The organism is Mucilaginibacter psychrotolerans, assembly GCF_004519315.1.
In the GTDB taxonomy this organism is placed as follows: domain Bacteria; phylum Bacteroidota; class Bacteroidia; order Sphingobacteriales; family Sphingobacteriaceae; genus Mucilaginibacter; species Mucilaginibacter psychrotolerans.
On record NZ_SOZE01000002.1, the window covers coordinates 58,594 to 81,737 of the forward strand.

Genomic DNA, 23,144 nt, shown 5'->3' on the forward strand with positions numbered 1-23,144 from the left:
CCGAATGATGAAGTTTTTACTTCGCCATTCGGAGTTCGACATTCATCATTCGACATTCAAACAAGCCTATTACCTCGCTCCCGGCGGGCAATACTGGCGTAAATAGTTGGTGTACATGGTGTGCAGGTGCGTGCCGGTACCGGGGCCTTCTGATATACTGTGCGTGCGGTTGGGGTACAGCATCAGTTGGAACTGTTTATTGTACTTTACCAATTCGTTTATCAACTGCTCGGCGTTAGTGTAATGCACGTTATCGTCGCCGGTGCCATGTACGTAAAGCAGGTTGCCTTTAAGGTTTTTGGCGTAAGTAATAGGCGAGCCTTTGGTGAATGCTTCACGACCAGCCGCATCTACCGGCACGCCGGTGTAACGCTCCTGGTAAATATTATCGTAAGTAAGCTGGTTACCAACGGCTGCCACGGCTATACCGGTTTTAAATATATCGCCGTATTGGAACATCAGGTTAAGGGTTGATGAGCCACCGCCGCTCCAGCCCCATACCGCTACGCGGCTGCTATCCAGGTAGCTGCGGTCCTTAAGCAATTGCCTGGTACCCATCGCCACATCGCGGACGTTGGTAGTGCCAATGCCTTTGTAAATAGATTTGCGCCACTCGCGGCCTTTAGGCACTGGCGTGCCCCGGTTATCTATCGACATATAGATGTAGCCATCCTTAGCCATATCGCCGGTGTACATAAAGTTGTAATTTATGCCGTACTCATCCTTTACGGTTTGGCCCCATGGCTCGCCGTAAACGTATAGTACCACAGGGTATTTCTTTGTTGGGTCGAAATTATCTGGTTTTTGCATCCAGCCGTCCATTGTAACGCCATCTTCGGTTTTCACCTGGAAGAACTCCACGTTAGATTTTGCTTTTGCATCTGCCGATGCGCTGATGGCTTTCTGTACCTGCTCCTCGCCGCTAAAGGTTTTGTGCGTAGGTAATGCTACCACCTCGCTCACGCCCTGCGTGTAATAGTTAGTGAAAGAATGCGTTGCGGCTTTGCCGTTTGGCGATACATCGTACTCGTGGGTGCCGGGTTCGTTTAACGGCGTAAGGCGTTCGGCTTTGCCGCTGCCATCCAGTTTGGTGCGGTAGAGGTATTTCTGCGTGGCATTATCAGGCGAGGCCGAGAAATACACATAGCCCGAAAGTTCGTCAATGGCGTTTATCTGCATTACATCGTAATTGCCTTTGGTAATAAGCTTCTCCTTTTTGCCATCGCGGCTAATGCGGTACAAGTGGCGCCAGCCATCTTTCTCGCTGGCCCATAAAAACTCTTTGCCTTTGTTGAACCAGTTCCAGCCGCCATAATAATAGGTTGATTCCCACTCGGGCAGGATATCTATCCAGGCGGCATCAGTTTCCTGGTATATGGTGCTGCCTTTGCCGCTTGAAACGTTCAGCATCATTACTTCAGTATGGTTTTGTGCCCGGTTCATGTGCTCAATAATGAGTTCGCTGCTGTTGCCGGCCCACTCCATACGCGGCACGTACGATTGCAGCACGGCATCGGTTGGGATATCCATCCATTTGGTGCTGCCGCCTGCCGCGCTGATAACACCCACTTTAAAAGGCGATGGTGCTTCGCCGGCAATGGGGTACTCTACCGGTTTTACAAAGGGGTATATCGAATCGGTAGTGTTCAGCATCAGATAGTTTTTGGTTTTGCTGGCATCTATCTGCCAGTAGGCAATCTGCTTGCTATCGGGGCTCCAGCGGAAACCATCGCGGCAAAAGAATTCTTCCTCGTACACCCAATCGAAAGTACCGTTGATAAGTTTATCGGTACCATCGGTGGTAAGTTGCTTAATGCTGTTATCGGCCAATGTCTCTACATAAATGTTATGCCCGCTTACATAGCCTACCTTGCTGCCATCAGGCGAAAGCTTGCCAAACATTAAAGACGATACCGGCAATTTGCCGCCAAGCTGGGTGAGCTTTTTGGTGCTCAGATCGTACACCCAATAATCGCCACGGGTGCGGTAGCGCCAAACTTGTTTAGCGTTGGTATATATAAGCACCTTTTGCCCATCGGCACTCAGGTAAAACCTAAAAGGCGCAATGGCTTTGCCGCCTTGCGGGGTAAGCATTTCCTTGCTTAGCAATACGGTTTTTTTGGCGGCATCGCGGGCATCAAGCACCACAATTTCGCCGCTTTGTACTTTATAGTATTGGTAGCCATCATTTGCCCAATGGGTTGATGGTATTTGCGCAAATGCCGCCCTTTGGGCCAGCATCATCAATAAAAACATAACAAGGGCAAGGCCTCGGCGGTTGATTTTCATGTCGAAATGAGATTAAACGTTTGCTGATTTTTGGGGATAGCAGTTAAAAATAAGCGCCTCGGCTTGTAAAAAGAGGCTGCGATATCATAAAACTATTTAATAAAAACCGCTAGAAATAAATCTGGCTTAGTATGCGCTGTGTTTATTCCTTGGTGTGCTTAGTGGTTAATTTTTACCACAAAGAGCACCAGGATTTTGCACAAAGTTCACAAAGATATATTGTGGCTAAATTTTACGCTGTTGTTCGATCGTGGTTTTTGTTTATGATATTGCCCCTTGAAAACTTAAAAGCGATTACTGCTGTTATTTGTTAACAAACCATTACCCCGGTAAATTTTGCGTTAAATTAGCATTTTAAAGCCTTGATTTAAATATCCGCCCATGAAAAAAATGTACCTGCTTGTTTTTGCGCTTGTTGCGTTCGCCAATACGCATGCCCAAAACATCGATCGCAGTAAATTCATTAAAGACAGCCTCGTAAATTACATTAACCGCGCTATTACCAACTGGCGCATACCGGGCGCAGCGGTGTGTATTGTTAAAGATGGCAAGATAGTGCTCATGAAAGGCTTCGGCGTAAAAGAGCTGGGGCTGATGAACAAGGTTGATGAGAACACGCTGTTTATGATAGGCAGCAATACCAAGGCCTTTACGGCTACTGCACTGGCCATGTTGCAGGCCGATAAAAAACTATCGTTGGATGATAAGGTTACCCAATACATCCCCGAGTTTAAGCTGGATAACAAAGCCGCCGGCGAGTTGACTATTGTGAAAGATTTGCTTTGCCATCGATTGGGTTTCCGCACCTTTCAGGGCGATTTTACCTTTTACAATACCAATCTGGCCCGGCACGATGTGATAGACCGGTTAGGCAAAATGAAGGCTATCTACCCCTTCCGCACTACCTGGGGCTATACCAACGCGGCTTTTTTAACCGCCGGCGAAATTATCCCAAGAGCCATTGGCAGGCCCTGGGAAGCCTACGTAAAAGAAAATATTTTTGCGCCGCTGGGTATGGGCAATACCCTGGCCCTTAGTGCCGATATGCCCAAAGCCATTAACCGCACGGTGCCACATACACTGGTTGATGGTAGGCTTACAGCTATCCCCTATGCCGCTATTGATGGCCTTGCACCTGCGGGTTCTATCAGTTCATCGGTAAACGATTTGAGTAAATGGGTAATGGCCCTGCTGAACGATGGCAAGGTTGGTGCGCGCCAGGTGATACCCGCCGCCGCCATACAGGCCACCCGACAGCCGCAGGATATTGTAGGCAGCGTGAAGCACCTCAACGGCGAAACCAATTTTGAACTGTACGGACTGGGATGGGAGATAGAGGATTACAGCGGCCACCGCATTTATATGCATACCGGCGGGGTTAACGGTTACCTAACTTCGGTAACGCTGGTGCCGCAGGATAAGCTGGGCATTATTGTGCTCACCAATACCGACCAGAACAACTTTTACGAGGCCCTGAAGTGGGAGGTGATGGATGCTTACTTTAAGCAGCGTTTCCGTAATTACAGCGAGGTGTACCTGGACCAGTTTAAGGCTGTTGCCAGCCGCCAGCTACAGGCCGACCGAAAATTGCGCGATAGCGTGGCCCTGATGCCAAAACCCAAACTATCCCTAGGCGAATACACCGGCAAATACACCAACGAGTTTTACGGCAATATGGAAATTACCGCCGGAGAGAACGGCACACTGGAAATGCGTTTTGAGCATCACCAAAAAATGTATGCCAAGCTACAGGCCCTGGGTTGCAACCGCTTCTACGTAACCTTTAGCGACCCAACCCTGGGCAAAGCCGTATTCCCCTTTTTCACGTTTAATAATAAGGTAACTGGCGTACGCGTAAAAGTGGCCGATTTTATTGAGTACAACCCTTATGATTTTAAGAAGGTGCAGTGATTTGGGAATTCGGATGTGAGATTTCGGAATTTGAAAGCCGTTTCTTGTCGCACGAAGATTTGACTCACCCTATCTGCCGACAGGCAGGCCCGACGACCCGCATGCGCGGGCGTTGCCCTTCTGCTTCGCAAAGAGGGTTAGGAAAAGAAGTCAAATCAAAAAAGCCCCCTCTTTACGAAGTAGAGAGGGGGGGTGGGCCTGCCTGCCGGTAGGCAGGGGTGAGTCGAATCGCGACGCGGACATTTGCATTAGGTTTCGACACCGCAACTCAAGCCCGCCACTTCATGCCGATTACTTGTTTCGGCACCCCACACGGCAGGTCTACGACATGCAATACGGGTTAGCGCGTTGGCTAGTTTTATGATGGGGGTATTAGCGGGATGGAGATTTGTCAACTTTTAAAAAGTTGACAAATCTAAACGACTCTGAATATTTCAGGCCCGTAATAGTTGCATTGCAACTGCTGCTATAAAGCCCACTATGGCCAAGTAAAATATCACCCGGCCGTGTTCCCGGTCTTTATTGGTATAGGCGTAAACGGTTTCGCCATTAGGCAGAGTTCTTTTATGCCCCATTAAATGCCAGCCAATGAGCAAGCCGAACAAGCCGCCCAAAACTGCGCAGATATAACCGAGGATAATCCAGGTGGTTTGCGGCGGCTCAGGCTGTTTTAACTCGGATATCCTCTCCTGCTCCATCTGCGATAGTTTTTCCGCGCTCAGTTCCACACCGCGATCGCTGAGTATCTTTTGAGCAAGTTGGTAGTCATAGGCGCTCCATTCCTCGCGTTTTGCCAACAGATCCAGCAATTCATCGTTGCTAAAAGCAAATAAATAATGGTCGGACTCTACAGCATCTAAATCAACCGATTGTTCCTCGGCCAATATTTGGTTGGCTCTTGTAAAATCTTCGGGACTTATTTTTATGATGTATTCCTTGTCCAGTTCGTTATTCAGCGCCATCAGCGGGTTGGCACTGGTGGTGACCTGTTGTAAATGGTAGTTTATTTCGTGTTTTTCTAATACCTCCACCAGCGCATCGGCCAGGGTCGGGTCATTAAACGTTTGGAAGGTTGCAAATTCAGGTTCCATAAATGGGGAGGTGTTAATGTTGCGTTATATTATTGTTTAGGGTGCCGTGTTTTCTGGTCAGCGTTTATCCTGTCCCAAGCTTGTTTGGTTAATACGATTAGCGTGTCTTTTTCGCAATCCCAAATAGAGACATATTTTTTCGACATCACATAAGCCTGTTTCAAATCGTTTTCCTTTTCGTATAGCATCAGCGTGCAAATATCTGTAGCGCTCATGATTTCATCTTTTCCAATAAGGTGGGTATGCATAAGGGTCATCCCTTTCTGGCCTTTTGTATCCGTACTGATCAGGGTATTGTGTATCCGCTTTACCGAAGTGATCTGGTTATTGTTGTCTACAGTCAGCTGGTAATCGTTCCCCAGCGCAACCACCCGAAGTGCTTTTGGCGAGGTAAGGATATAGACGCGTTTTACGCCCTTGTTGATAAAAGGGATTACGTTGAAGTCGGTATTAAGGTACATTTTAAAGGTAGTATCGGTATGCAGCGCTTTAAACGCCGCTGCGCGCAAGGTGTACAGATCCATTTCTATGGCGTTCAGGGGCCTTGCAACGGTGTCCAATTGGTAGTTTTGTATATTAAAATCTTTGCCGAAGGTGATAATGCCCATGGTTTGTGGTTTATCGCCTTTGGTATAAAACACATTGATGAGGTTATCGGCGGTTTCGTAAGATACGTAGCCGCCTATCTGGTTTTCCCTTTCTTTAAACCGCTCAAAAAATATATCGGTGCCGTGCCAGGAGGCCCACTCGGAGCGGAACAGTGCCTTCCCTTCCGCTATAACGCTATCCGTTAGGCGGTCAACTTCGGCCCGGTCGGGTTCTTTATCCTGCGCAAAAGCTATCGCGAAGCAAATAAAAAGCATGATGGAGGTGAGGATGGTTTTTAGCATGGCTTAGGTTTTGGTTTTTGTGTTCGGGCGCGAGTTTTTATTATCCAAATATATATCCTTTTTATCTAGGTGTTCAATTTGTCGGAATATAACATCTAACAATTCTCGTTATTAATTTCTAATATTAAATTTGATTGTGAAGAGACCAAAATTTATTGGCTCCTTTTTGAGATTAGAAATTAATGCGGCATAGTTTTTCAATCAGAGATAAATCGATACTTATAGGCCTTTACCTATCCAAGTTTGATGACCAGGCATTAATCTATTTAGGATTTAAAACATTTAACGAAGCCTTTAATGTTTTTGGCTTCGCCCTTGGAACGAAACCTACCTCAATAAAGAATTATAGAGATGAATTCGATCCGTTCTTCCCTAACTTAAGAAAGGGCTGGCATAAGCGTGAAATTAGAGGATATTGCAAACACTTTCTTGATGGATTTTCCGATTTAGACTTCGAAACATTTACAGAATTGATAAAAAGCTTTGTTATAAAGAATTATGAAGTCGAAAGCATTATTGAGAAAATAGAAAAGAAGGATTACTCAGAGACTGTTGCAAAGAGACTGGCGACAGGTATTGCCGCTGAGGAGTACTTTAAGATAAATTATCAACAAGTTAGAAATTTTATAGGTTTTGAACTAAAGGATACAACTAACCTCGCCTGCGGATTCGATTTTAAGTTGTCGCTCGAAATCAAATATTATTGCGTGGAGGTGAAGGGGTTGGATACTAATTCCGGTAGCATTTCAATGACGGAGAAGGAGTTTTTATTGGCCCAATATCTTAAGGAAAAATATTGCCTTTTTATAGTCAAAAACTTTAATGACAAACCAGTTTGCCAGTATCATTTTGACCCACTGAATAGTAGGTTGATGTTTAAAAAAAATGAAAGGCAAACAACTCAAATAAATTATTCTACGTCAATATGAACGATCAGTGGGTGTGTTATTTATGTGGTTTAGCGGATGATTTCGAGAATGAAGCATCTGGCTTTTTGGGTGATTACCATCCTATTTGCCTAAACTGTGCAGATAACGTATATTACGATGAAGACCATGAGGACCGATTTAGACTTACCTACCATGAAGAATTCGGAAGTCTTATGTTTTTTAAAAACACATTTCTTTTTATCGATGACCGTAAGCTAAACTGATAACGCAACAACTCATATTGCCCGGGCAAACAGCATTTTCAGATAATACAGTAAGGTTATGGACGAGTTTAATCTGTCGCCTCATTTCTTCATCGCCATATACTCCAGCGTTAAATTGCACAGGGCCTTTACGCCGAGGCCGAATCCGCTTTCGTCGATATAAAAATCAGGCGTGTGATGCGATGGTGCAATGAGCGCGTTGCTGCCTTTGGGCATGCCGCCTAAAAAGAAGAAGATGCCCGGCGCCTTCTGCTGGTAAAAGCTAAAATCTTCTGCACCGGTTACGGGCGGGCGCAGGCTTACATTGTCTTTACCAGCGGTGCCTTCCAGGGTGGGCAGCATCAGGGCGGTAAGGGCAGGGTCGTTAAAAGTAACGGGGTAATGGTTGCTGTAGGGCAGCAGTACTTCGGCGGTTGCGCCATAAGCTTCGGCGGTTTTGGTGGCAATGCGGCGCACATTATCGGTTATCATTTTCTCGTCGCTTTTGGTAAAATAGCGCACTGTCCCCTGCATCTTTACGCTCTCGGCAATGATATTGAACCGCGTGCCGCCGGTAATGGCCCCTATGGTAACCACGGCGGGGTTCTCGGTGATGTTTACATTACGGCTTACAATGCTTTGCAGGCCGGTGATGATCTGGGCCGATACCACCATTGGGTCGACACTGCTCCAGGGGTATGCACCATGTGCCGAGCGGCCTTTCACGATAATCTGCAGATCGCTTACGCCGGCCATAATACCGCCCGTGCGGTACACAATTTTGCCTACTTCAGTTTGCGAGTTGATATGCAGGCCGAAGACTACATCCACATGCGGGTTCTCCATCACGCCCTCTTTTACCATTTGCTCGGCACCGCCCGCCTCGCCGAAGGGCGCGCCTTCCTCTGCCGGTTGGAAGATGAATTTCACCGTGCCGTGCAGGTCGTTTTTAATGCCCGATAATATTTCGGCAACGGCCATCAGTATAGCCATGTGCGAATCGTGACCGCAGGCGTGCATTACACCTACCTCGTTGCCGTTATATTGTGTTTTTACTTTGGATGCGAAAGGGAGGTCGACCCGCTCGGTAACCGGCAGTCCGTCCATATCGGCACGCAGGGCTACCACCGGGCCGGGCTTGGCACCTTTCAATACACCAACTACGCCGGTTGTTGCCACGCCGGTTTGTACTTCTATCCCCAGCGACTTTAAATGGGCGGCAATAATGCCCGCCGTGCGTACCTCGCGGTTACCCAGCTCCGGGTGTTCGTGGAAATCGCGCCGCCAGGCCACGATCTTAGTTTGCAGTGCATCGGCTTTGGTGCTGATGAGTTTACGGGTAGCGGCGTTTTGGGCCGATGCAGATAAGGATATAGCAGTTAAGGCAAGCAGTAGTAGTTTTTTCATGTGGGGAAGGGCCTGGTAATTTTTTTAAATATAGGTATTTGTGAGGAAAAAAGAGGGGGATTAGCGTGGAGCGGATGGTTTCAAACATCCAAAGCGGGGGGATGTGCGATTCCCCTCTTGTCCGAAGGACTCCTTTGGACAAGAGGGGAACGAAAATCTAAACGCAGCCTATTCCTCTTTATACACACCCGACAGCGAGCCGGTAAAGGTGCTATCTACTATGGCGCGTATTACCTCGTCTATCTCGTTGCCTACCACCAGCAACAGGTCAATGGCTTCCTTGTTATCGGGGTTGGCAAAATCTTCAAAATCTATCACGTTGATCAGGCCCAGCATGCTGGCCACGGGGCGGCGCAGCTCATGCGAGCTTAAAGAGGCAATATTACGCAGCCGTTCGTTTTGGGCGATGATTTCATTTTCGGCTTGCAGGCGCGCGGTAATGTCCCTGGCAAAACAGCCAGTACCCATAATTTCGCCCGCCTGGTTTGCGATGCAATTAAAACTAACATCATAATAAAAAACTTGCCCGGGCACCGAGTGCGTGTTCTCATATACAATAGAAAAACTCTCGCCACTTAGTGCGCGCCGGTAATACTCCGTCCACAACCTACGTGTGGCATCGGGGCCATAAACTACCGCTTCCTGCCCGTTGTGTGGTATTACACCGGCCCCTCTAAACACCGCATTTTTGTAAGCTTGATTGGTATAGATATAGCACCCATTTATACCTATAGACCATACCAGGTCCTCGGTATTGTTTATTAGCGACTCCAGGTTAATTCGCGTACGGTCAAGTTCCTCTTCGGCCATCTTCAGCCCGGTAATATCTTTCATGAAAATAGTAACCCCTTCTGCCGATGGATATAGGGTGTTACGAAACCAGAGCCCCATTACCGGCAAAAACTCGGTAAACTGTAAACTTCGTTTCGTTTCTGCCGCGATATATAGTTTTTTGGCAAAATCCAGGTTTACAATGTTGGGGAAAACCTCCCATACAGTTTTGCCTATCACTTCGCGTTGGGTAAGGTTAAATGTTTGGAGGAAGGCCCCGTTAATTTTAATAAACCGCCAGCTTTTATCCAATATGATGAACGAATCGGTAATGCTTTCAATAAAATTATCCAGCTTTTCGTTAGCGCGCATTACCCTGATCTCGGTTTCCATTCGGAAGCTGGTATCCTGCCCCAGGCCCCTTATCTCGCTCACCTCGCCGCGCTCATTTACAACAGATACAAATTCCCATTCTGTGGGGTGGCGTTTACCGGCTTTATCCAGCTTCTCGCGCGTCAGTGGAATTATTTTACCGGGGTTAGCCAGGCAATATTCAACGGCTGCCTGGGAGAGTGCCCTGTCTTCGGAAACGGAATTCATAGCAAAATGCTGCCCTTTAAGCTCATGGGCTGTGTAGCCAAAAACATCGCAGTATCTTTTGTTTGCAAATGTGAAGCAACCGGTTCTATCCAAACGCACCAGGAAATAGGTATGCGAATCAGCCAGCGATGCCAGGAATTGTTCGCTTTGAAGTGCATCACAGTTGCCATTCCCTGCTAACGGGGCGTGTGCAGCTACCTCGTTCAGCGTACAAAGCAATACCGGGTGCCCGGTGAGCGCATCGGTATAAATGCTGCGCCGCTCGGCAATGTGCCTTAGTGTACTGCCATCGGCAGGCAATATGCGGTAAGTAGTTTCCAGCGTGTTGCCGGGGGTAAGGCTGCTATATTCCTTGCTAACCCGCCCGGCATCATCGGGATGAATAATCGGAATCCAGAAATCAACATGGCTTGGGGTGGTTCCCTGTGGCTGGCCTGCAAGCATGCCCATGCCGGGCCCAATAGTAATATACTGTTGAAGTTGCAGGTTAAATGCTACTATACATTCTTTTATTAACGGCAAAACGCTAGCTTGCATAAGGCCCCGTCGGGTTGAAGTATAAAGTTATAACAAAATATGTATCAATAGATGCTTTTCTACTTAAATAAATCATAGCCTCCATTTATATCCAATTAATAATAAGCCTTTTAATTTATAAATTATTTACATACCTTTGCATCCCCGCAGAAATAACTCCGGGGACAATGTTGAATACATAAAATTTAAAAATGGCAACTAAGATCAGACTGCAAAGACACGGTAAAAAAGGCAAACCTTTTTACTACATCGTAGTAGCAGACGCCCGCGCACCCCGCGACGGCCGTTTCATTGAGCGTGTAGGTTCATACAACCCTAACACCAACCCAGCTACTATCGACATCAATTTCGACAAAACCCTTGAGTGGGTAAACAATGGCGCGCAGCCAACAGACACCTGCCGTGCAATACTGTCATACAAAGGCGTATTATACAAAAAACACTTACAGGGCGGCGTTAAAAAAGGCGCATTAACCGAAGAACAGGCAGATGCTAAATTTGCTGAGTGGCAAGAACAAAAAGACGGTAAAATCACCGGCAAAAAAACCGGTCTGGTTTCTGCAAAAGACGAAGCACGCAAACTTGCTTTAATTGCCGAAGCTAAGAAGAAGGAAGATAAAGCCGCTGCTATTGCTGCCAAAAACGCACCAGTTGCCGAAGAAGTAGCAGAAGAAGCCCCGGCTGCAGATGCTGAAGCAGAAAGCGCTGAATAATACTTTAATAGAAACAAGACAACAAGAAGCAAGAGACAAGAAAACTTTCTTGATTCCTGATTCTTTACTTCTTGATTCTGACACAAATGGCGAAGCAACCCAACGGTTCTTCGCCATTGTTATTTAACAAGGAATTCATCAAATGGATAGAGAAGGTTATTTCAGGATAGGCACGGTGCTTAAGACTAAAGGACTTAAGGGCGAGATGCAGTTGTATATGGATTACGATGGCGTGGAGAACATCAACATCACCTCAATGTTTTTGGATATCGCCGGCAAGCTCGTGCCTTTTTTTGTAGAATCGATAAAGCACAACCAAAAAAACAGTGCCTACCTGTACCTGGAAGATATCGACACCATCGAAAAAGCCAGCACCCTGGTGCGCAAGGATATTTTCCTGCCCAATAAAGCCAAACCCAAAAAACGGAAAGAAGATTTCGGCTTAAAAGATCTGAAAGGGTTTATAGCTGTAGACATCAACGAGGGCGAACTGGGCGAGATTACCGATATCCACGAATTTCCGCAGCAACTGATAGCTGCTGTTACCTATAAAAATAACGAAGTGCTTTTCCCGCTGAACGAGAGCATTATATTGGGGATAGACCGGGTGAAGAACATCGTAACGGTTGACCTGCCCGATGGCCTGCTGGACGTTTATATGGAGTAGTCAATTCCCCGCAAACACTACCGATTTTGTCGCCATCCATTTATTAGCCCGCGTTATTTCGCCCCGGTTTGGCGGATTGAGCCGATAACTTGATATCGTATCGCCCGTGGCGGTGGCAATAAGGTTAATTTCATAATCGAAATCGGCGGCCTTTACGTAACCAAAAAGCGGCGGCTCTACGCCATATCGGGGCGCGGTTAGCACATTCAGCACAAAAAGGCCGGCATTGCCCCAATTCGCCGCCTTTTGAGACATGTAACGCTCCCTATCCATCCGCACTTTTATCACCAAATCGGCACCAATCATACGGCCAACGCTGTCGGCGGGCATCGTCCATGCGGTACGCAGGTCGGCCATTTTGGTGAGCAAGCGTTTATTCACGGTGTCGGCATCCATCAACACTACGGTGTACTGCTGGTTGCCGCGGCCATGGCTGCATTTATAATCAAGCAGGGCCTGTTGCACTTCTGCCTGTAATTCGTGGCTTGCGGTTTGCTCCTGAGCGTACCAATCGTCCTGCCGCGGCTGTTTGCCGCTATAATAAACATCGGCCGGCAAAACAGCCAGCGTTTTGCTTCCAATGTTATGTTGCGATAGATATGCCTTGTTAACGTAGATGCCGCTGCTGCAGGATGCCAGCATAGCCGAAACGATAAGGATAGGTAGCCTGGTTTTCATAGTAAAGCAAATACGGTATATGGAGCAGAATATTATCCGTTATAAGAATAAAATAGGGCGGGAGCTACGTTTCAGCGCAGACACTTGCGCTTTGCAAGTTAATTCACCGTCCCCGTAGCTGTGGGGATTGGTCGCCTCTCTTTTAGGGCGTTAAAGAGGGTGAAAAAGGAACGAAAATACAGCCCCAATGTCTCCACATGTTTGCGCAGCAAATAATGCCAAAGGTTTCCGGGTCTCGAGCATTTCCAAATAAATTGTAAAAAACATTTTTCATCCATAAACCTAGTTAATAGTTGCATTTAATTGACATATCAATTATAATTGCATCAATTAAATAATATGGAAAAATTAGACGGCATACTTTTTTATTCTCTTGAAAAAGCGATTAAGTGTTACAGGCAATTTGCTCAACGCAACATGATGAAACATGGCTTTGATTTGACGATAGATCAGTGGCTTGTTTTAAAAGCAATAAGTGACAATCCAGACTGGACGCAGCAGGAAATAGCAGAAGCTGCTTTTAAAGATTTTGCTTCGGTAACGCGCATTGTCGAAATATTGGTCAAGAAACAATATCTCACCAGAACTATCCACATTAATGACCGCAGAAGATTCAACCTCACCCCCACAGATAAGGCAACGGTAAATTTACAAACCATGCAGCCTATAACCGAAAGTAACCGAAAAAAAGCACTTGATGGAATAAGTAAAGACGAAGTGGCACAGCTTCATGAATATTTAACCAAGATCATCGAAAACTGTAAATCCTAACATGAATAGATTAAACATAACACTGTCGCTAGTGATGGTTCTTGCAATAGGCACAACCAATGCGCAAACCGCGAAACTGACGAAAAAAGTGAAATCCGAAACGGTTGCAAGCATCTCCACGAGCCTTAAAGCAAATTATATCTACTTGGATACAGCTTTAAAGATGGGCGATTTTATTCAAGGCCAGCTTAAATCGGGCCGCTATGACACCATTCAAACTCAGGCTGTGTTTGCTGCTATACTTACCAGCGATCTATTGTCTGTGTATCACGACGGCCATTTATCCATTAGTTATGATCCTCTTTTCTCATCTGCCAATGGCAAAACAGATACAATTATGGAAAAAGAGAGGATGTTAAAATTCAGAAAAAGGGTGAATTTCGGTTTTGACAAAGCAGAGATATTGCCAGGAAATATCGGGTATTTAAAAATTGGTGGTTTTTTTGAGCCAGATTCTGCCGCTAAAGTAATGACACTCGCTGCATTCCGTTTCGTTAGCAACAGCGGAGCATTGATTATTGATTTGAGGAGCAATATGGGTGGAGATCCACGGATGGTGAGTTTCATTTGTGGGTTATTCTTTAATCAACAGACGCATTTGAACGATTTATATTCCAGAAAAGACAAATCCACAACAACATATTGGTCGAGTCCGGATACAATTATAAAGGGGTTTTACAATATGCCAATTTATATCTTAACCAGTAAACACACCTTTTCAGCTGGTGAAGAGCTAACCTACGACCTACAGACCCAAAAGCGGGCTGTTATTATTGGTGAAACTACAGCCGGGGGCGCCCATCCGGTACAACCATTTAGCGTTGGCAACGGATTTGTAGCTAATGTGCCTTTTGCCCGCGCTATTAATCCTATTACAAAATCAGATTGGGAAACAGTAGGGGTCAAACCTGATAAGGATATTCCGGCGGATCAAGCGCTTGATTTTGCAATAAGGATGGTGAATCACAAATAGAATCGCTGTATAACCGCCCCCCCCATGCAGCAAACGCTTCAACGATGGCAATTAACAACTACGTTGCTTTCATCAAGAACAAGGGTTTCTTCTTTCCCGGCAATACCCCCAACCCCTCCCACAAGCAAATAATTTAACCCGTTTAAAACATTCTTGCCCGCGTTTGCTTAATTTCGCATAAATGGGAAACATCGCAGCGGAATTTTTAGAGACGGCCGAACAGAAAGTGTTCGATACGGACCATCGGCGCATCATCAACCATAACATCGGCAAGTACGATGCATCAGTTGCCCGCGGCCTCTCGCGGATGATCAACCTCGATAATTCTAAAAAGAAGGGCCACGCCATCAAATGGAAAGTGATGGAGAACCTGGATAAGTTCCTGCCTGAGTTTGAAGCCAATTTCCAGAAACGTGGCGGCAAAGTAATCTGGGCCAACGATGCAGAGGAGGCCCAGCGCGAAATACTCAACATCCTCACCAGGGCAAACGCAAAAACGGTCATCAAGTCCAAATCGATGGCCACCGAAGAAATACACCTGAACGAGTTTTTGGAAAGCAATGATATTGAATCGGTAGAGAGCGACCTTGGCGAATACATCGTACAATTGCTAGGCCAACGCCCATATCATATTGTTACCCCGGCCATGCATCTTTCTAAGGAGGATATTGCCCGGCTGTTCCACAATCGTTTCGGCACGCCCATAGATGCCACGCCCGAGCAGCTTACCCAAAAAGCGCGCGAGTTGCTGCGCGAAAAATACCTGCGGGCAGATGTGGGCATTACCGGTGCCAATTTCCTGATAGCAGATACCGGCAGCATCTCCATCAGCGAGAACGAAGGCAACGCCAGACTCACCACCACCTTCCCCAAAATACAGATCAGCATCGTAGGTATAGAGAAAATAATCCCCTCCATTGCCGATTTGGATTTGTTCTTGCCCATGCTGGCTACCCACGGTACCGGCCAAAACCTAACCGTTTACAACACCTTGCTCAGCGGCCCGCGCCAACCCGGCGAAACTGATGGCCCGAACGAGATGTACGTCATACTGCTTGATAACGGCCGCACCAACTTGCTTGCCCAAAAAGAGCAGCGCCAGGGCCTCTACTGCATACGCTGCGGGGCCTGCCTTAATGTTTGCCCTATCTACAAAAACATAGGCGGCCACACATACGAAACCGCCTACACCGGCCCCATTGGCTCAGTAATAACACCGCACATGCGCGGCATGGAAGATTTTAAGCACCTAAGCTTTGCCAGCAGCCTTTGCGGGGCCTGTACCAGCGTTTGCCCGGTAAAAATAGATATCCACAAGATGCTGCTGCTTAACCGCCGCGATGCCGTAAAAGAAAACCTGGTAACCAAAAAAGAAAGATGGGGCTGGGCCGGCTGGAAAAAAGGCATGCTGAAACGCAAAACGATGGACTTTTTTAGCGGTAAAATGAAGAATTACCTGCTGAAGCTGTTCTTCAAAAAATCGTGGGGGCAGTATAAAGAGATGCCCGAGGTAGCCGAAAAATCGTTCAGCAAACAATGGGCAGAGCGTAGTCGGCCCGATAAAAACGAAGAAGATTGATGCGTAAAGTTATCTTGAATGTAGCGGTGAGCCTTGATGGGCTTATAGAGGGCCCAAACGGCGAATACGATTGGTGCCTCGACGATCATGATTACGGCCTTGCTGATTTTTTTGACAGCATTGATGCCTTATTTATCGGCCGTAAAAGCTATGAATTAATACGTGCCAACCCCGGCATGTTCCCCGGCAAAAAGCTATATGTTTTCTCAGATACGTTGGTGCCCGAGGAAGATGAAGACATAACCATTATTAACACGGCAAACTTCGAACATGCGGTTGAAAGTATATTGAATGATGCCGGCAAAAGCATCTGGCTGTTTGGCGGCGCAAGCCTCCTTTCGGCATTTATTGCTAAACGCTGGGTAACCGAATTACACCTATCTGTACATCCCGTTATTTTAGGGGCAGGCAAGCCATTGTTCCAAAATTTGAGCGAGCGGTTGAATCTGCAGTTTATTAGGCAGCAGGTTTATAGCAGCGGCCTTATACAACTGCATTATGCTTTAAGCCCAAAGTTTGATATGGAAATGTTGAAAATGCTTTAGGGTGAGTTTGGACCATGATTTTCTTGATTAAAAGATTACTTGATTGAAATCCTGCAGTCCATTAATCAGGAAAATCAAGGTTCAGACAATTAGTGTTTATTCCCGAAACCGAACTCACGATAAGTATTCGGCAGTTCATCCTGATTGCTGAAGGCGAAAGAGAAAGTGGCAAACCAGGTTTCGAAATCGGCGTCGTTGTTTTTAGATGGCTCTATGTGTACGCAGCGCAGCATATAAATACCATCCCTGCTGGGACTAAAAAACACTTGCCCGTTTGCATCCGAGGCTAGCAATTGTGGGTGTACATTTCCCGATGCAGTTTTGACATACAGCAGCACATTGCTGTTTTGAAGCGGTTTGCCCATAAAATAAACCACGGCAGCAATATCGTCGCCATAGCTTCTTTTGTAGGGGTTTTGTTTAAGCACAATCTCCAGATCGTTGCCCAACACCTTACTAAAAGCATTACCCCCGCCGCCATCTACACTCACCAGTGTTTTCAAGTAATAGCGGTATTTCTCTACTAAATTAAGGCGGGTATCGTCTTTTATTTTATCGGCCAGGTTATTGTAGCCTTGCTTGGTAAGATAAGCTACAAAATCTTCATGCGGTAGTTCGATGATATCATCTTTGGTGTTCAGTTCCACCATTACCAGTCCGGCGTTGGTGATGGGGTAACTTAATACCGGCGCGGCACTATCCTTTGCAACCTTTAGCAGGTCGGTTAATTTAGAGCCTTCGTATATGTTGAATTTGTTTGTCCGCTTGGCGTTGAAGCGTTCTTCTCCCTCTTGCACAAGGTTATCGCCAGTGAGCAAGTGCACGTTTAGTTTATCGCCTTTATGCAGGTAAAAGCTTTCGGGCAATAAAAACCCATCTGGTGCAAAGGCAGTTAAGCCCAAAACAGCAAACAAAACAAATAAAATAACGTACAAATGCTTCATAGCAAAAAGATGGATGACGTAAACATACAAAGTTTTAAAAACTTCTTAGCTTTACAGGGATGATTTTCGATCGTAAAAATATCGATAATGACGGTTTAATAACTTTCTACAAGAAATTATTATTACCGAGGCTTGTTGAAGAAAAAATGCTGGTGTTGCTACGCCAGGGCCGTATAGGCAAATGGTTCTCCGGCATTGGCCAGGAGGCTATTGCGATAGGCAGTACCCTGGCTATGGATGCCGATGAATATATTTTGCCCATGCACCGCAACCTGGGTGTATTTACGGCACGTAATATCCCCATTTCGCGGCTGATGGCGCAATGGCAGGGCAAGCTATCGGGCTTTACCCGCGGTCGCGACCGGTCTTTCCACTTCGGCACACAGGAATATAAAATCATCGGCATGATATCTCACCTGGGCCCGCAGCTGGCTCTGGCCGATGGCATTGCTTTGGCTGATAAGCTAAGCGCGCGCAAAAAAGTAACCCTGGTTTATACCGGTGAAGGCGCTACCAGTGAGGGCGATTTCCACGAGGCGCTCAACATTGCCGCCGTTTGGAGCCTCCCCGTAATTTTTTTGATAGAGAACAACGGCTACGGCCTGTCAACCCCTGTAAACGAGCAATACAAATGCGAATCGCTTGTCGATAGGGCCATTGGTTACGGCATAGAGGGCCGCAAGATTGATGGCAACAACGTGCTGGAGGTTTACCACACCGTAAACGAACAGGCAAAAAGTATGCGCCAACGCCCCCGCCCGGTGCTGTTGGAGTGCATGACCTTCCGTATGCGCGGCCACGAGGAAGCATCGGGCACCAAATACGTACCACCCGAGCTTTTTGAGCAATGGCAAAAGAAAGACCCTCTGGAAACTTTCGAAAAATACCTGTTGCAAGAACAGGTATTGCGGCCAGATTGGGTGCCCTACCTACGCAACGAGTTTACCAAACTGATAGATGCCGAAATAGAAAAAGTGTTTAACGAGCCGGATATCATCCCTCACGTACAAACCGAGGTGGATAGTATGTACCGGCTATACAGCATGCCCAAGCACCCGCCTTATGAGGTGTTATCTAACAAACGTTATATTGATGCCATAAGCGATGCCATGCGGCAGGCCATGCGCCGCCACACCAACCTTATCATAATGGGGCAGGATATTGCCGAATATGGCGGCGCGTTCAAAATTACCCAAGGTTTTGTGGAAGAATTTGGCAAGGAACGCGTGCGCAATACGCCCATATGCGAATCGGGCATTGTGGGTACGGCCATGGGCTTATCGCTCAATGGTTACAAAGCTATAGTAGAAATGCAGTTTGCCGATTTTGTAAGCTGCGGCTTCAATCAGGTGGTAAATAACCTGGCCAAAACTTATTACCGCTGGGGCCAGCCTATAGATGTGGTGATACGCATGCCTACGGGTGGCGGCACTGGTGCGGGGCCTTTCCACTCGCAAAGCAACGAAGCCTGGTTTACCAAAACACCGGGGCTGAAGGTGGTTTACCCCGCCTTCCCCGATGATGCCAAAGGCCTGCTGATGGCCGCCATTGCCGACCCTAACCCGGTAATGTACTTTGAGCATAAGGCCTTGTACCGCAGCATTAGCGGCAACGTGCCCGACGATGATTATTACGTAGAGATAGGCAAGGCCAACATTGTACGGCCGGGCACAAAGGCGAGTATCATCACTTACGGCTTGGGTGTACACTGGGCCATTGAATATGTCGAGAAACACCCCGAACACTCCATTGAGATATTGGACCTGCGTAGCCTGCAGCCCTGGGACAAGGAAGCCGTAGTAAAAACAGTAAAGAAAACCTCCAAGGTGCTTATCCTGCACGAAGACACGCTCACCAGCGGTTTCGGCGGGGAGCTAGCGGCCTACATTGGCGAGCACTGCTTCAAATACCTGGATGCGCCGGTAATGCGTTGCGCCAGTTTGGATACGGCCATCCCGATGAACAAAGCGCTGGAAGATCAATTCATGGCCAAAGCAAGGCTGGAAGAATGCATGGATACGTTATTGAAATATTAGTATCTTAGCATATGGTTACTTTGGAAGACATATACAAAGACGACCCCATTGAAAAGGGTATTGACGAAGATGCGGGACTGGGTGCCGAAGCCATGTTAAAAGCAGGCATTCCAATTTTTTACCGCGACGAGCAGTATCCTGAAACTCTTAAAGGCAATCTATTTATCAAAGAGTTTTCAATTGGCACTAAACACCTTGTCAGGATGGAATTGACAGCAGACTACAGGCTTTTAGAAGAAGTGGTTGTGATTTTAAAGGAAGTAGATGTTTCTGGCTGGAGCAATGAGCAATTATTAAAAGCGGGCCATCCGATAACCTATAGCGATGAACAATACCCTGAAACAATGATGGGGGAACTATTTGTTAGAGAATATAAAACAGGAGCAAAATCAATAGTACGGCGATTTATATCGGAAGATGGTCGTGCATTGGAAGAAAAGATAAGATCATTAACAACACTATAAAGTCTCCTTTTTGATAACTCCGGCACAAGGCGTTCACGCGCTGCCATATTCCAGGCTGGCAAATTATGGTGGCTAAACCCAAAGCATCTCCCTTTCATCAGGAGTTATTCGGTACCGACGAGGCTTAACCTAATACCCACTGCCCTAACAGGCCCTTCATAAAAGCTTTCTCGCCAAAATTCTTTTAGATTGTTTCTAAATAATGGATTATGCTTTATAAAGCCGAAACCATTTATATGTTTTGGCTTTTAATAAATACTTTTGCCTAAATAAATCTGAATTAATAATGAGCGAATTCAAACAAACCTTTAACTCATCACTGGGAAAGAAGCTGATAATGGCTTTAACTGGCTTGTTTTTGTGTACTTTCTTAATTGTTCACCTGGGTGGCAACCTGTTGCTATTCAAAAACGACCAGGGTTTCGCATTTAACAGCTACGCAAATTTCTTAACGCATTTTCCGCCGATTGAGGTTATCGCCTACATTCTGTACATCAGCATTATAGTGCATGCTATATATGCATTGGTGCTAACCCTTAAAAACCGTAAAGCACGCCCGGTAGGGTACGCGGTGCAAACCAAAAGCAAAGCATCATGGTCGTCAAAAAACATGGGGCTGTTGGGTTCTATCCTGCTGCTGTTCATTGTAATACACATGAGCGATTTTTGGTATGTGTACAAGTACGATAATGTACTTAAATTTAAAGAGTACCGTACCGATTTGGCAACTAACGTAACCACGGTTGGTGAATACATCCCTGCTACTGCCGAATTTGAAAGGTCGATCTCTACCGAAAACAATGTAGAAATTGTAAGGGTGAAAGATATCCATGCACGTGTGCAGGAAAGCTTTAGCAAACTTTGGTACGTTGCGTTTTACGTGATTGCAATGGGTGCGGTAGCGTTCCACTTATTGCATGGTTTCCAAAGCGCTTTCCAAACCCTGGGTTGGGTGCATAAAAAATACCAGCCGATAGTTTATTTCTTCGGTACCTGGTTCTTTGGCGTAATTATACCCCTTGGGTTTGCGCTGATGCCGGTTGTGTATTATTTCCAGAGTATATCAAAGTAGTAAAAGAGAATCAAGAGGTAAGAATCAAGATTCAAGACATTATTAAACGCACAAGACAGAGAAAAGAATCGCAGCCATTTATCCTGGTTCTTGATTCTTGTCTCTTTAATCTCAAATAAGAATATGGGTTTAGATGCTAAAATTCCGCAGGGGCCGCTGGCCGAAAAATGGAGCAAGCATAAATTTAACTTAAAGCTGGTTAACCCCGCTAACAAGCGTAAATACGATATCATTATCGTAGGTACCGGTTTGGCAGGCGCATCAGCAGCGGCATCGTTGGCCGAGCTTGGTTACAACGTTAAATCGTTCTGTTTCCAGGATAGTCCGCGCCGTGCGCACTCTATTGCAGCACAGGGCGGTATCAACGCAGCAAAAAACTATCAAAACGACGGTGACAGCGTTTACCGTTTGTTTTACGATACCATTAAAGGTGGTGACTACCGTGCCCGTGAAGGCAACGTGTACCGCCTGGCAGAGGTATCGGTAAATATTATCGATCAGTGCGTTGCACAGGGCGTGCCATTTGCCCGCGAATACGGCGGCCTGCTGGATAACCGTTCTTTCGGTGGTTCGCAGGTATCCCGTACTTTCTATGCACGTGGCCAAACAGGGCAGCAACTGTTATTAGGCGCTTACTCGGCCCTTAACCGCCAGATTCATTTAGGTAAGGTGAAAATGTACACCCGCACCGAGATGCTGGATGTGGTTGTAGTTGATGGCCATGCCAAAGGTATTGTAACCCGTAACCTAAAAACAGGCGAGATTGAAACACATGCGGCACATGCTGTGTTATTGGCAACTGGCGGTTACGGTAACGTATTCTACCTGTCTACCAATGCTATCGGCAGTAACGTAACGGCAGCATGGCGTGCCCACAAACGCGGTGCATTCTTTGCAAACCCTTGCTATACCCAAATTCACCCAACCTGTATCCCGGTAACCGGCGATCACCAGAGTAAGCTTACGCTGATGTCTGAATCGTTACGTAACGACGGACGTGTTTGGGCCCCTAAGACAAAAGAAACTGCCGAGAAATTGCGCAAAAAAGAAATTACCGCATCGCAGGTAAAAGAAGACGAAAGAGATTACTTCCTGGAAAGGAAATACCCATCTTTTGGTAACCTGGTTCCGCGCGACGTGGCCTCACGTAACGCAAAGGAAGTTGCCGACGAAGGTAAAGGTGTTGGCGCAACAGGTTTGGCCGTTTACCTTGATTTTGCAGAAGCGATACAACGCCTGGGCGAAGATACCGTACGTGCAAAATATGGTAACCTGTTTGATATGTATTATCAAATTACCGACGAGAACCCGTACAAACAACCTATGCGCATTTACCCTGCCGTACACTATACCATGGGTGGCCTTTGGGTTGATTATAATTTAAGTACAAACGTGCCGGGCCTTTACGCCATGGGCGAGTGTAACTTTAGCGATCACGGTGCAAACCGCCTTGGTGCATCCGCACTGATGCAGGGTTTATCAGATGGTTACTTTGTTATCCCTTACACTTTAGGAGATTACCTGGCTACCATTGGCCCGAAACCGGTTGACATAAACCACCCTGCGTTTGAGCAAACCCGGCAGGATGTAATTGCCTACAACAACAAACTGCTTGCCCTTAAAGGCAACAAAACAGTTGTAGAATACCACCGCGAACTTGGCCACATTATTTGGGAATATTGCGGTATGGCCCGTTCAGAAGAAGGGTTGAAACATGCAAAAAACCTGATCAAAGCCCTGAAAGCAGATTTCTGGAAGAATGCCATCGTGACCGGCGAGAACGATGAAGTAAACGCTGCGTTGGAAAGAGCAGGCCGTGTTGCCGACTTTATTGAACTGGGCGAACTGATGATTACCGATGCCTTAGACCGCAGAGAATCATGTGGTGGCCACTTCCGCCTCGAATCGCAAACACCTGAAGGCGAAGCCTTGCGCGACGACGAAAACTATGCTTATGTTGCAGCATGGGAGTTTAAGGGCGAAGACCAGGAAGAAGTGCTTCATAAAGAAGAACTGATCTTCGAAAATGTTAAGTTATCACAACGTAGTTATAAGTAATGGAGAATAGTTGATT

The 23,144-nt window shown here is 46.5% G+C and carries 19 protein-coding genes; 12 read left to right on the forward strand and 7 right to left on the reverse strand.

The annotated features are described in order from the left end of the window. Positions 1-69: 69 nt before the first annotated feature. A complete protein-coding gene (locus E2R66_RS02310; protein ID WP_133226757.1) occupies positions 70-2,289 on the reverse strand; it encodes a S9 family peptidase in 2,220 nt (739 codons plus the stop codon). A gap of 381 nt (positions 2,290-2,670) precedes the next feature. Between E2R66_RS02310 and E2R66_RS02315 the strand changes: the two genes are divergently transcribed. After that, positions 2,671-4,200 (forward strand): serine hydrolase, encoded by a 1,530-nt coding sequence (locus E2R66_RS02315; RefSeq protein WP_133226755.1) that lies wholly within the window; start codon positions 2,671-2,673, stop codon positions 4,198-4,200. Positions 4,201-4,634: 434 nt separating this feature from the next. Here E2R66_RS02315 and E2R66_RS02320 read toward each other — a convergent pair whose 3' ends face one another. Continuing rightward, on the reverse strand, positions 4,635-5,291 hold the full coding sequence (locus E2R66_RS02320; protein ID WP_133226753.1) for a hypothetical protein: 657 nt from the start codon (positions 5,289-5,291) through the stop codon (positions 4,635-4,637). A gap of 29 nt (positions 5,292-5,320) precedes the next feature. Beyond that, positions 5,321-6,181, reverse strand: coding sequence for a hypothetical protein (locus tag E2R66_RS02325; RefSeq protein WP_133226751.1), 861 nt, complete (start codon positions 6,179-6,181; stop codon positions 5,321-5,323). A gap of 182 nt (positions 6,182-6,363) precedes the next feature. Here E2R66_RS02325 and E2R66_RS02330 point away from each other — a divergent pair, with 182 nt between their 5' ends. Then, entirely contained in the window at positions 6,364-7,110 is a 747-nt protein-coding gene (locus E2R66_RS02330) for a protein NO VEIN domain-containing protein (RefSeq protein ID WP_133226749.1), read from the forward strand. Positions 7,111-7,415: 305 nt separating this feature from the next. On the opposite strand, the gene E2R66_RS02335 is transcribed toward E2R66_RS02330, so the two are convergent. Together E2R66_RS02335 and E2R66_RS02340 are read right to left on the reverse strand one after the other, a co-directional pair. Beyond that, entirely contained in the window at positions 7,416-8,720 is a 1,305-nt protein-coding gene (locus E2R66_RS02335) for an amidohydrolase (RefSeq protein ID WP_133226747.1), read from the reverse strand. 168 nt (positions 8,721-8,888) lie between these two features. After that, entirely contained in the window at positions 8,889-10,628 is a 1,740-nt protein-coding gene (locus E2R66_RS02340; protein WP_133226745.1) for a PAS domain-containing protein, read from the reverse strand. A 191-nt stretch (positions 10,629-10,819) separates the two neighbouring features. On the opposite strand from E2R66_RS02340, the gene E2R66_RS02345 reads away from it, so the two are divergent. After that, entirely contained in the window at positions 10,820-11,341 is a 522-nt protein-coding gene (locus tag E2R66_RS02345) for a 30S ribosomal protein S16 (protein WP_133226743.1), read from the forward strand. Between the two features lie 142 nt (positions 11,342-11,483). Then, entirely contained in the window at positions 11,484-12,008 is a 525-nt protein-coding gene (gene rimM / locus E2R66_RS02350) for a ribosome maturation factor RimM (protein ID WP_133226741.1), read from the forward strand. On the opposite strand, the gene E2R66_RS02355 is transcribed toward rimM, so the two are convergent. Further along, on the reverse strand, positions 12,009-12,686 hold the full coding sequence (locus E2R66_RS02355; RefSeq protein WP_133226739.1) for a hypothetical protein: 678 nt from the start codon (positions 12,684-12,686) through the stop codon (positions 12,009-12,011). It abuts the gene before it with no gap. A gap of 339 nt (positions 12,687-13,025) precedes the next feature. On the opposite strand from E2R66_RS02355, the gene E2R66_RS02360 reads away from it, so the two are divergent. The 4 genes from E2R66_RS02360 to E2R66_RS02375 all read left to right on the forward strand — a co-directional run bounded on the left by E2R66_RS02360 (position 13,026) and on the right by E2R66_RS02375 (position 16,554). Then, entirely contained in the window at positions 13,026-13,457 is a 432-nt protein-coding gene (locus E2R66_RS02360) for a MarR family winged helix-turn-helix transcriptional regulator (RefSeq protein ID WP_133226737.1), read from the forward strand. A 1-nt stretch (position 13,458) separates the two neighbouring features. Further along, entirely contained in the window at positions 13,459-14,430 is a 972-nt protein-coding gene (locus tag E2R66_RS02365; protein ID WP_133226735.1) for a S41 family peptidase, read from the forward strand. Positions 14,431-14,611: 181 nt separating this feature from the next. Next, on the forward strand, positions 14,612-16,009 hold the full coding sequence (locus E2R66_RS02370; protein ID WP_133226733.1) for a LutB/LldF family L-lactate oxidation iron-sulfur protein: 1,398 nt from the start codon (positions 14,612-14,614) through the stop codon (positions 16,007-16,009). After that, positions 16,009-16,554: a dihydrofolate reductase family protein gene (locus E2R66_RS02375; RefSeq protein ID WP_133226731.1), complete on the forward strand. Its 546-nt coding sequence runs from the start codon at positions 16,009-16,011 to the stop codon at positions 16,552-16,554. Before E2R66_RS02370 ends, E2R66_RS02375 begins: the two co-directional genes overlap by 1 nt. Before the next feature lie 89 nt (positions 16,555-16,643). Here the strand turns inward: E2R66_RS02375 and E2R66_RS02380 are convergent, their stop codons facing one another. Further along, positions 16,644-17,498 (reverse strand): DUF4198 domain-containing protein, encoded by an 855-nt coding sequence (locus tag E2R66_RS02380; protein WP_133226729.1) that lies wholly within the window; start codon positions 17,496-17,498, stop codon positions 16,644-16,646. 59 nt (positions 17,499-17,557) lie between these two features. On the opposite strand from E2R66_RS02380, the gene E2R66_RS02385 reads away from it, so the two are divergent. The 4 genes from E2R66_RS02385 to E2R66_RS02400 all read left to right on the forward strand — a co-directional run bounded on the left by E2R66_RS02385 (position 17,558) and on the right by E2R66_RS02400 (position 23,128). Further along, positions 17,558-19,534 carry an alpha-ketoacid dehydrogenase subunit alpha/beta gene (locus tag E2R66_RS02385; protein ID WP_133226727.1) on the forward strand — a complete coding sequence of 659 codons (1,977 nt, stop codon included), beginning with the start codon at positions 17,558-17,560 and terminating at the stop codon, positions 19,532-19,534. 11 nt (positions 19,535-19,545) lie between these two features. After that, the gene (locus E2R66_RS02390) at positions 19,546-19,998 is read left to right on the forward strand and encodes a hypothetical protein (RefSeq protein ID WP_134737897.1); all 453 of its coding nucleotides are present in this window, start codon (positions 19,546-19,548) and stop codon (positions 19,996-19,998) included. 286 nt (positions 19,999-20,284) lie between these two features. Next, on the forward strand, positions 20,285-21,070 hold the full coding sequence (locus E2R66_RS02395) for a succinate dehydrogenase cytochrome b subunit (RefSeq protein ID WP_133226723.1): 786 nt from the start codon (positions 20,285-20,287) through the stop codon (positions 21,068-21,070). Positions 21,071-21,193: 123 nt separating this feature from the next. Beyond that, complete coding sequence (locus E2R66_RS02400) at positions 21,194-23,128, forward strand: fumarate reductase/succinate dehydrogenase flavoprotein subunit (protein WP_133226721.1); 1,935 nt, start codon at positions 21,194-21,196, stop codon at positions 23,126-23,128. The last annotated feature ends 16 nt before the right edge of the window (positions 23,129-23,144 follow it).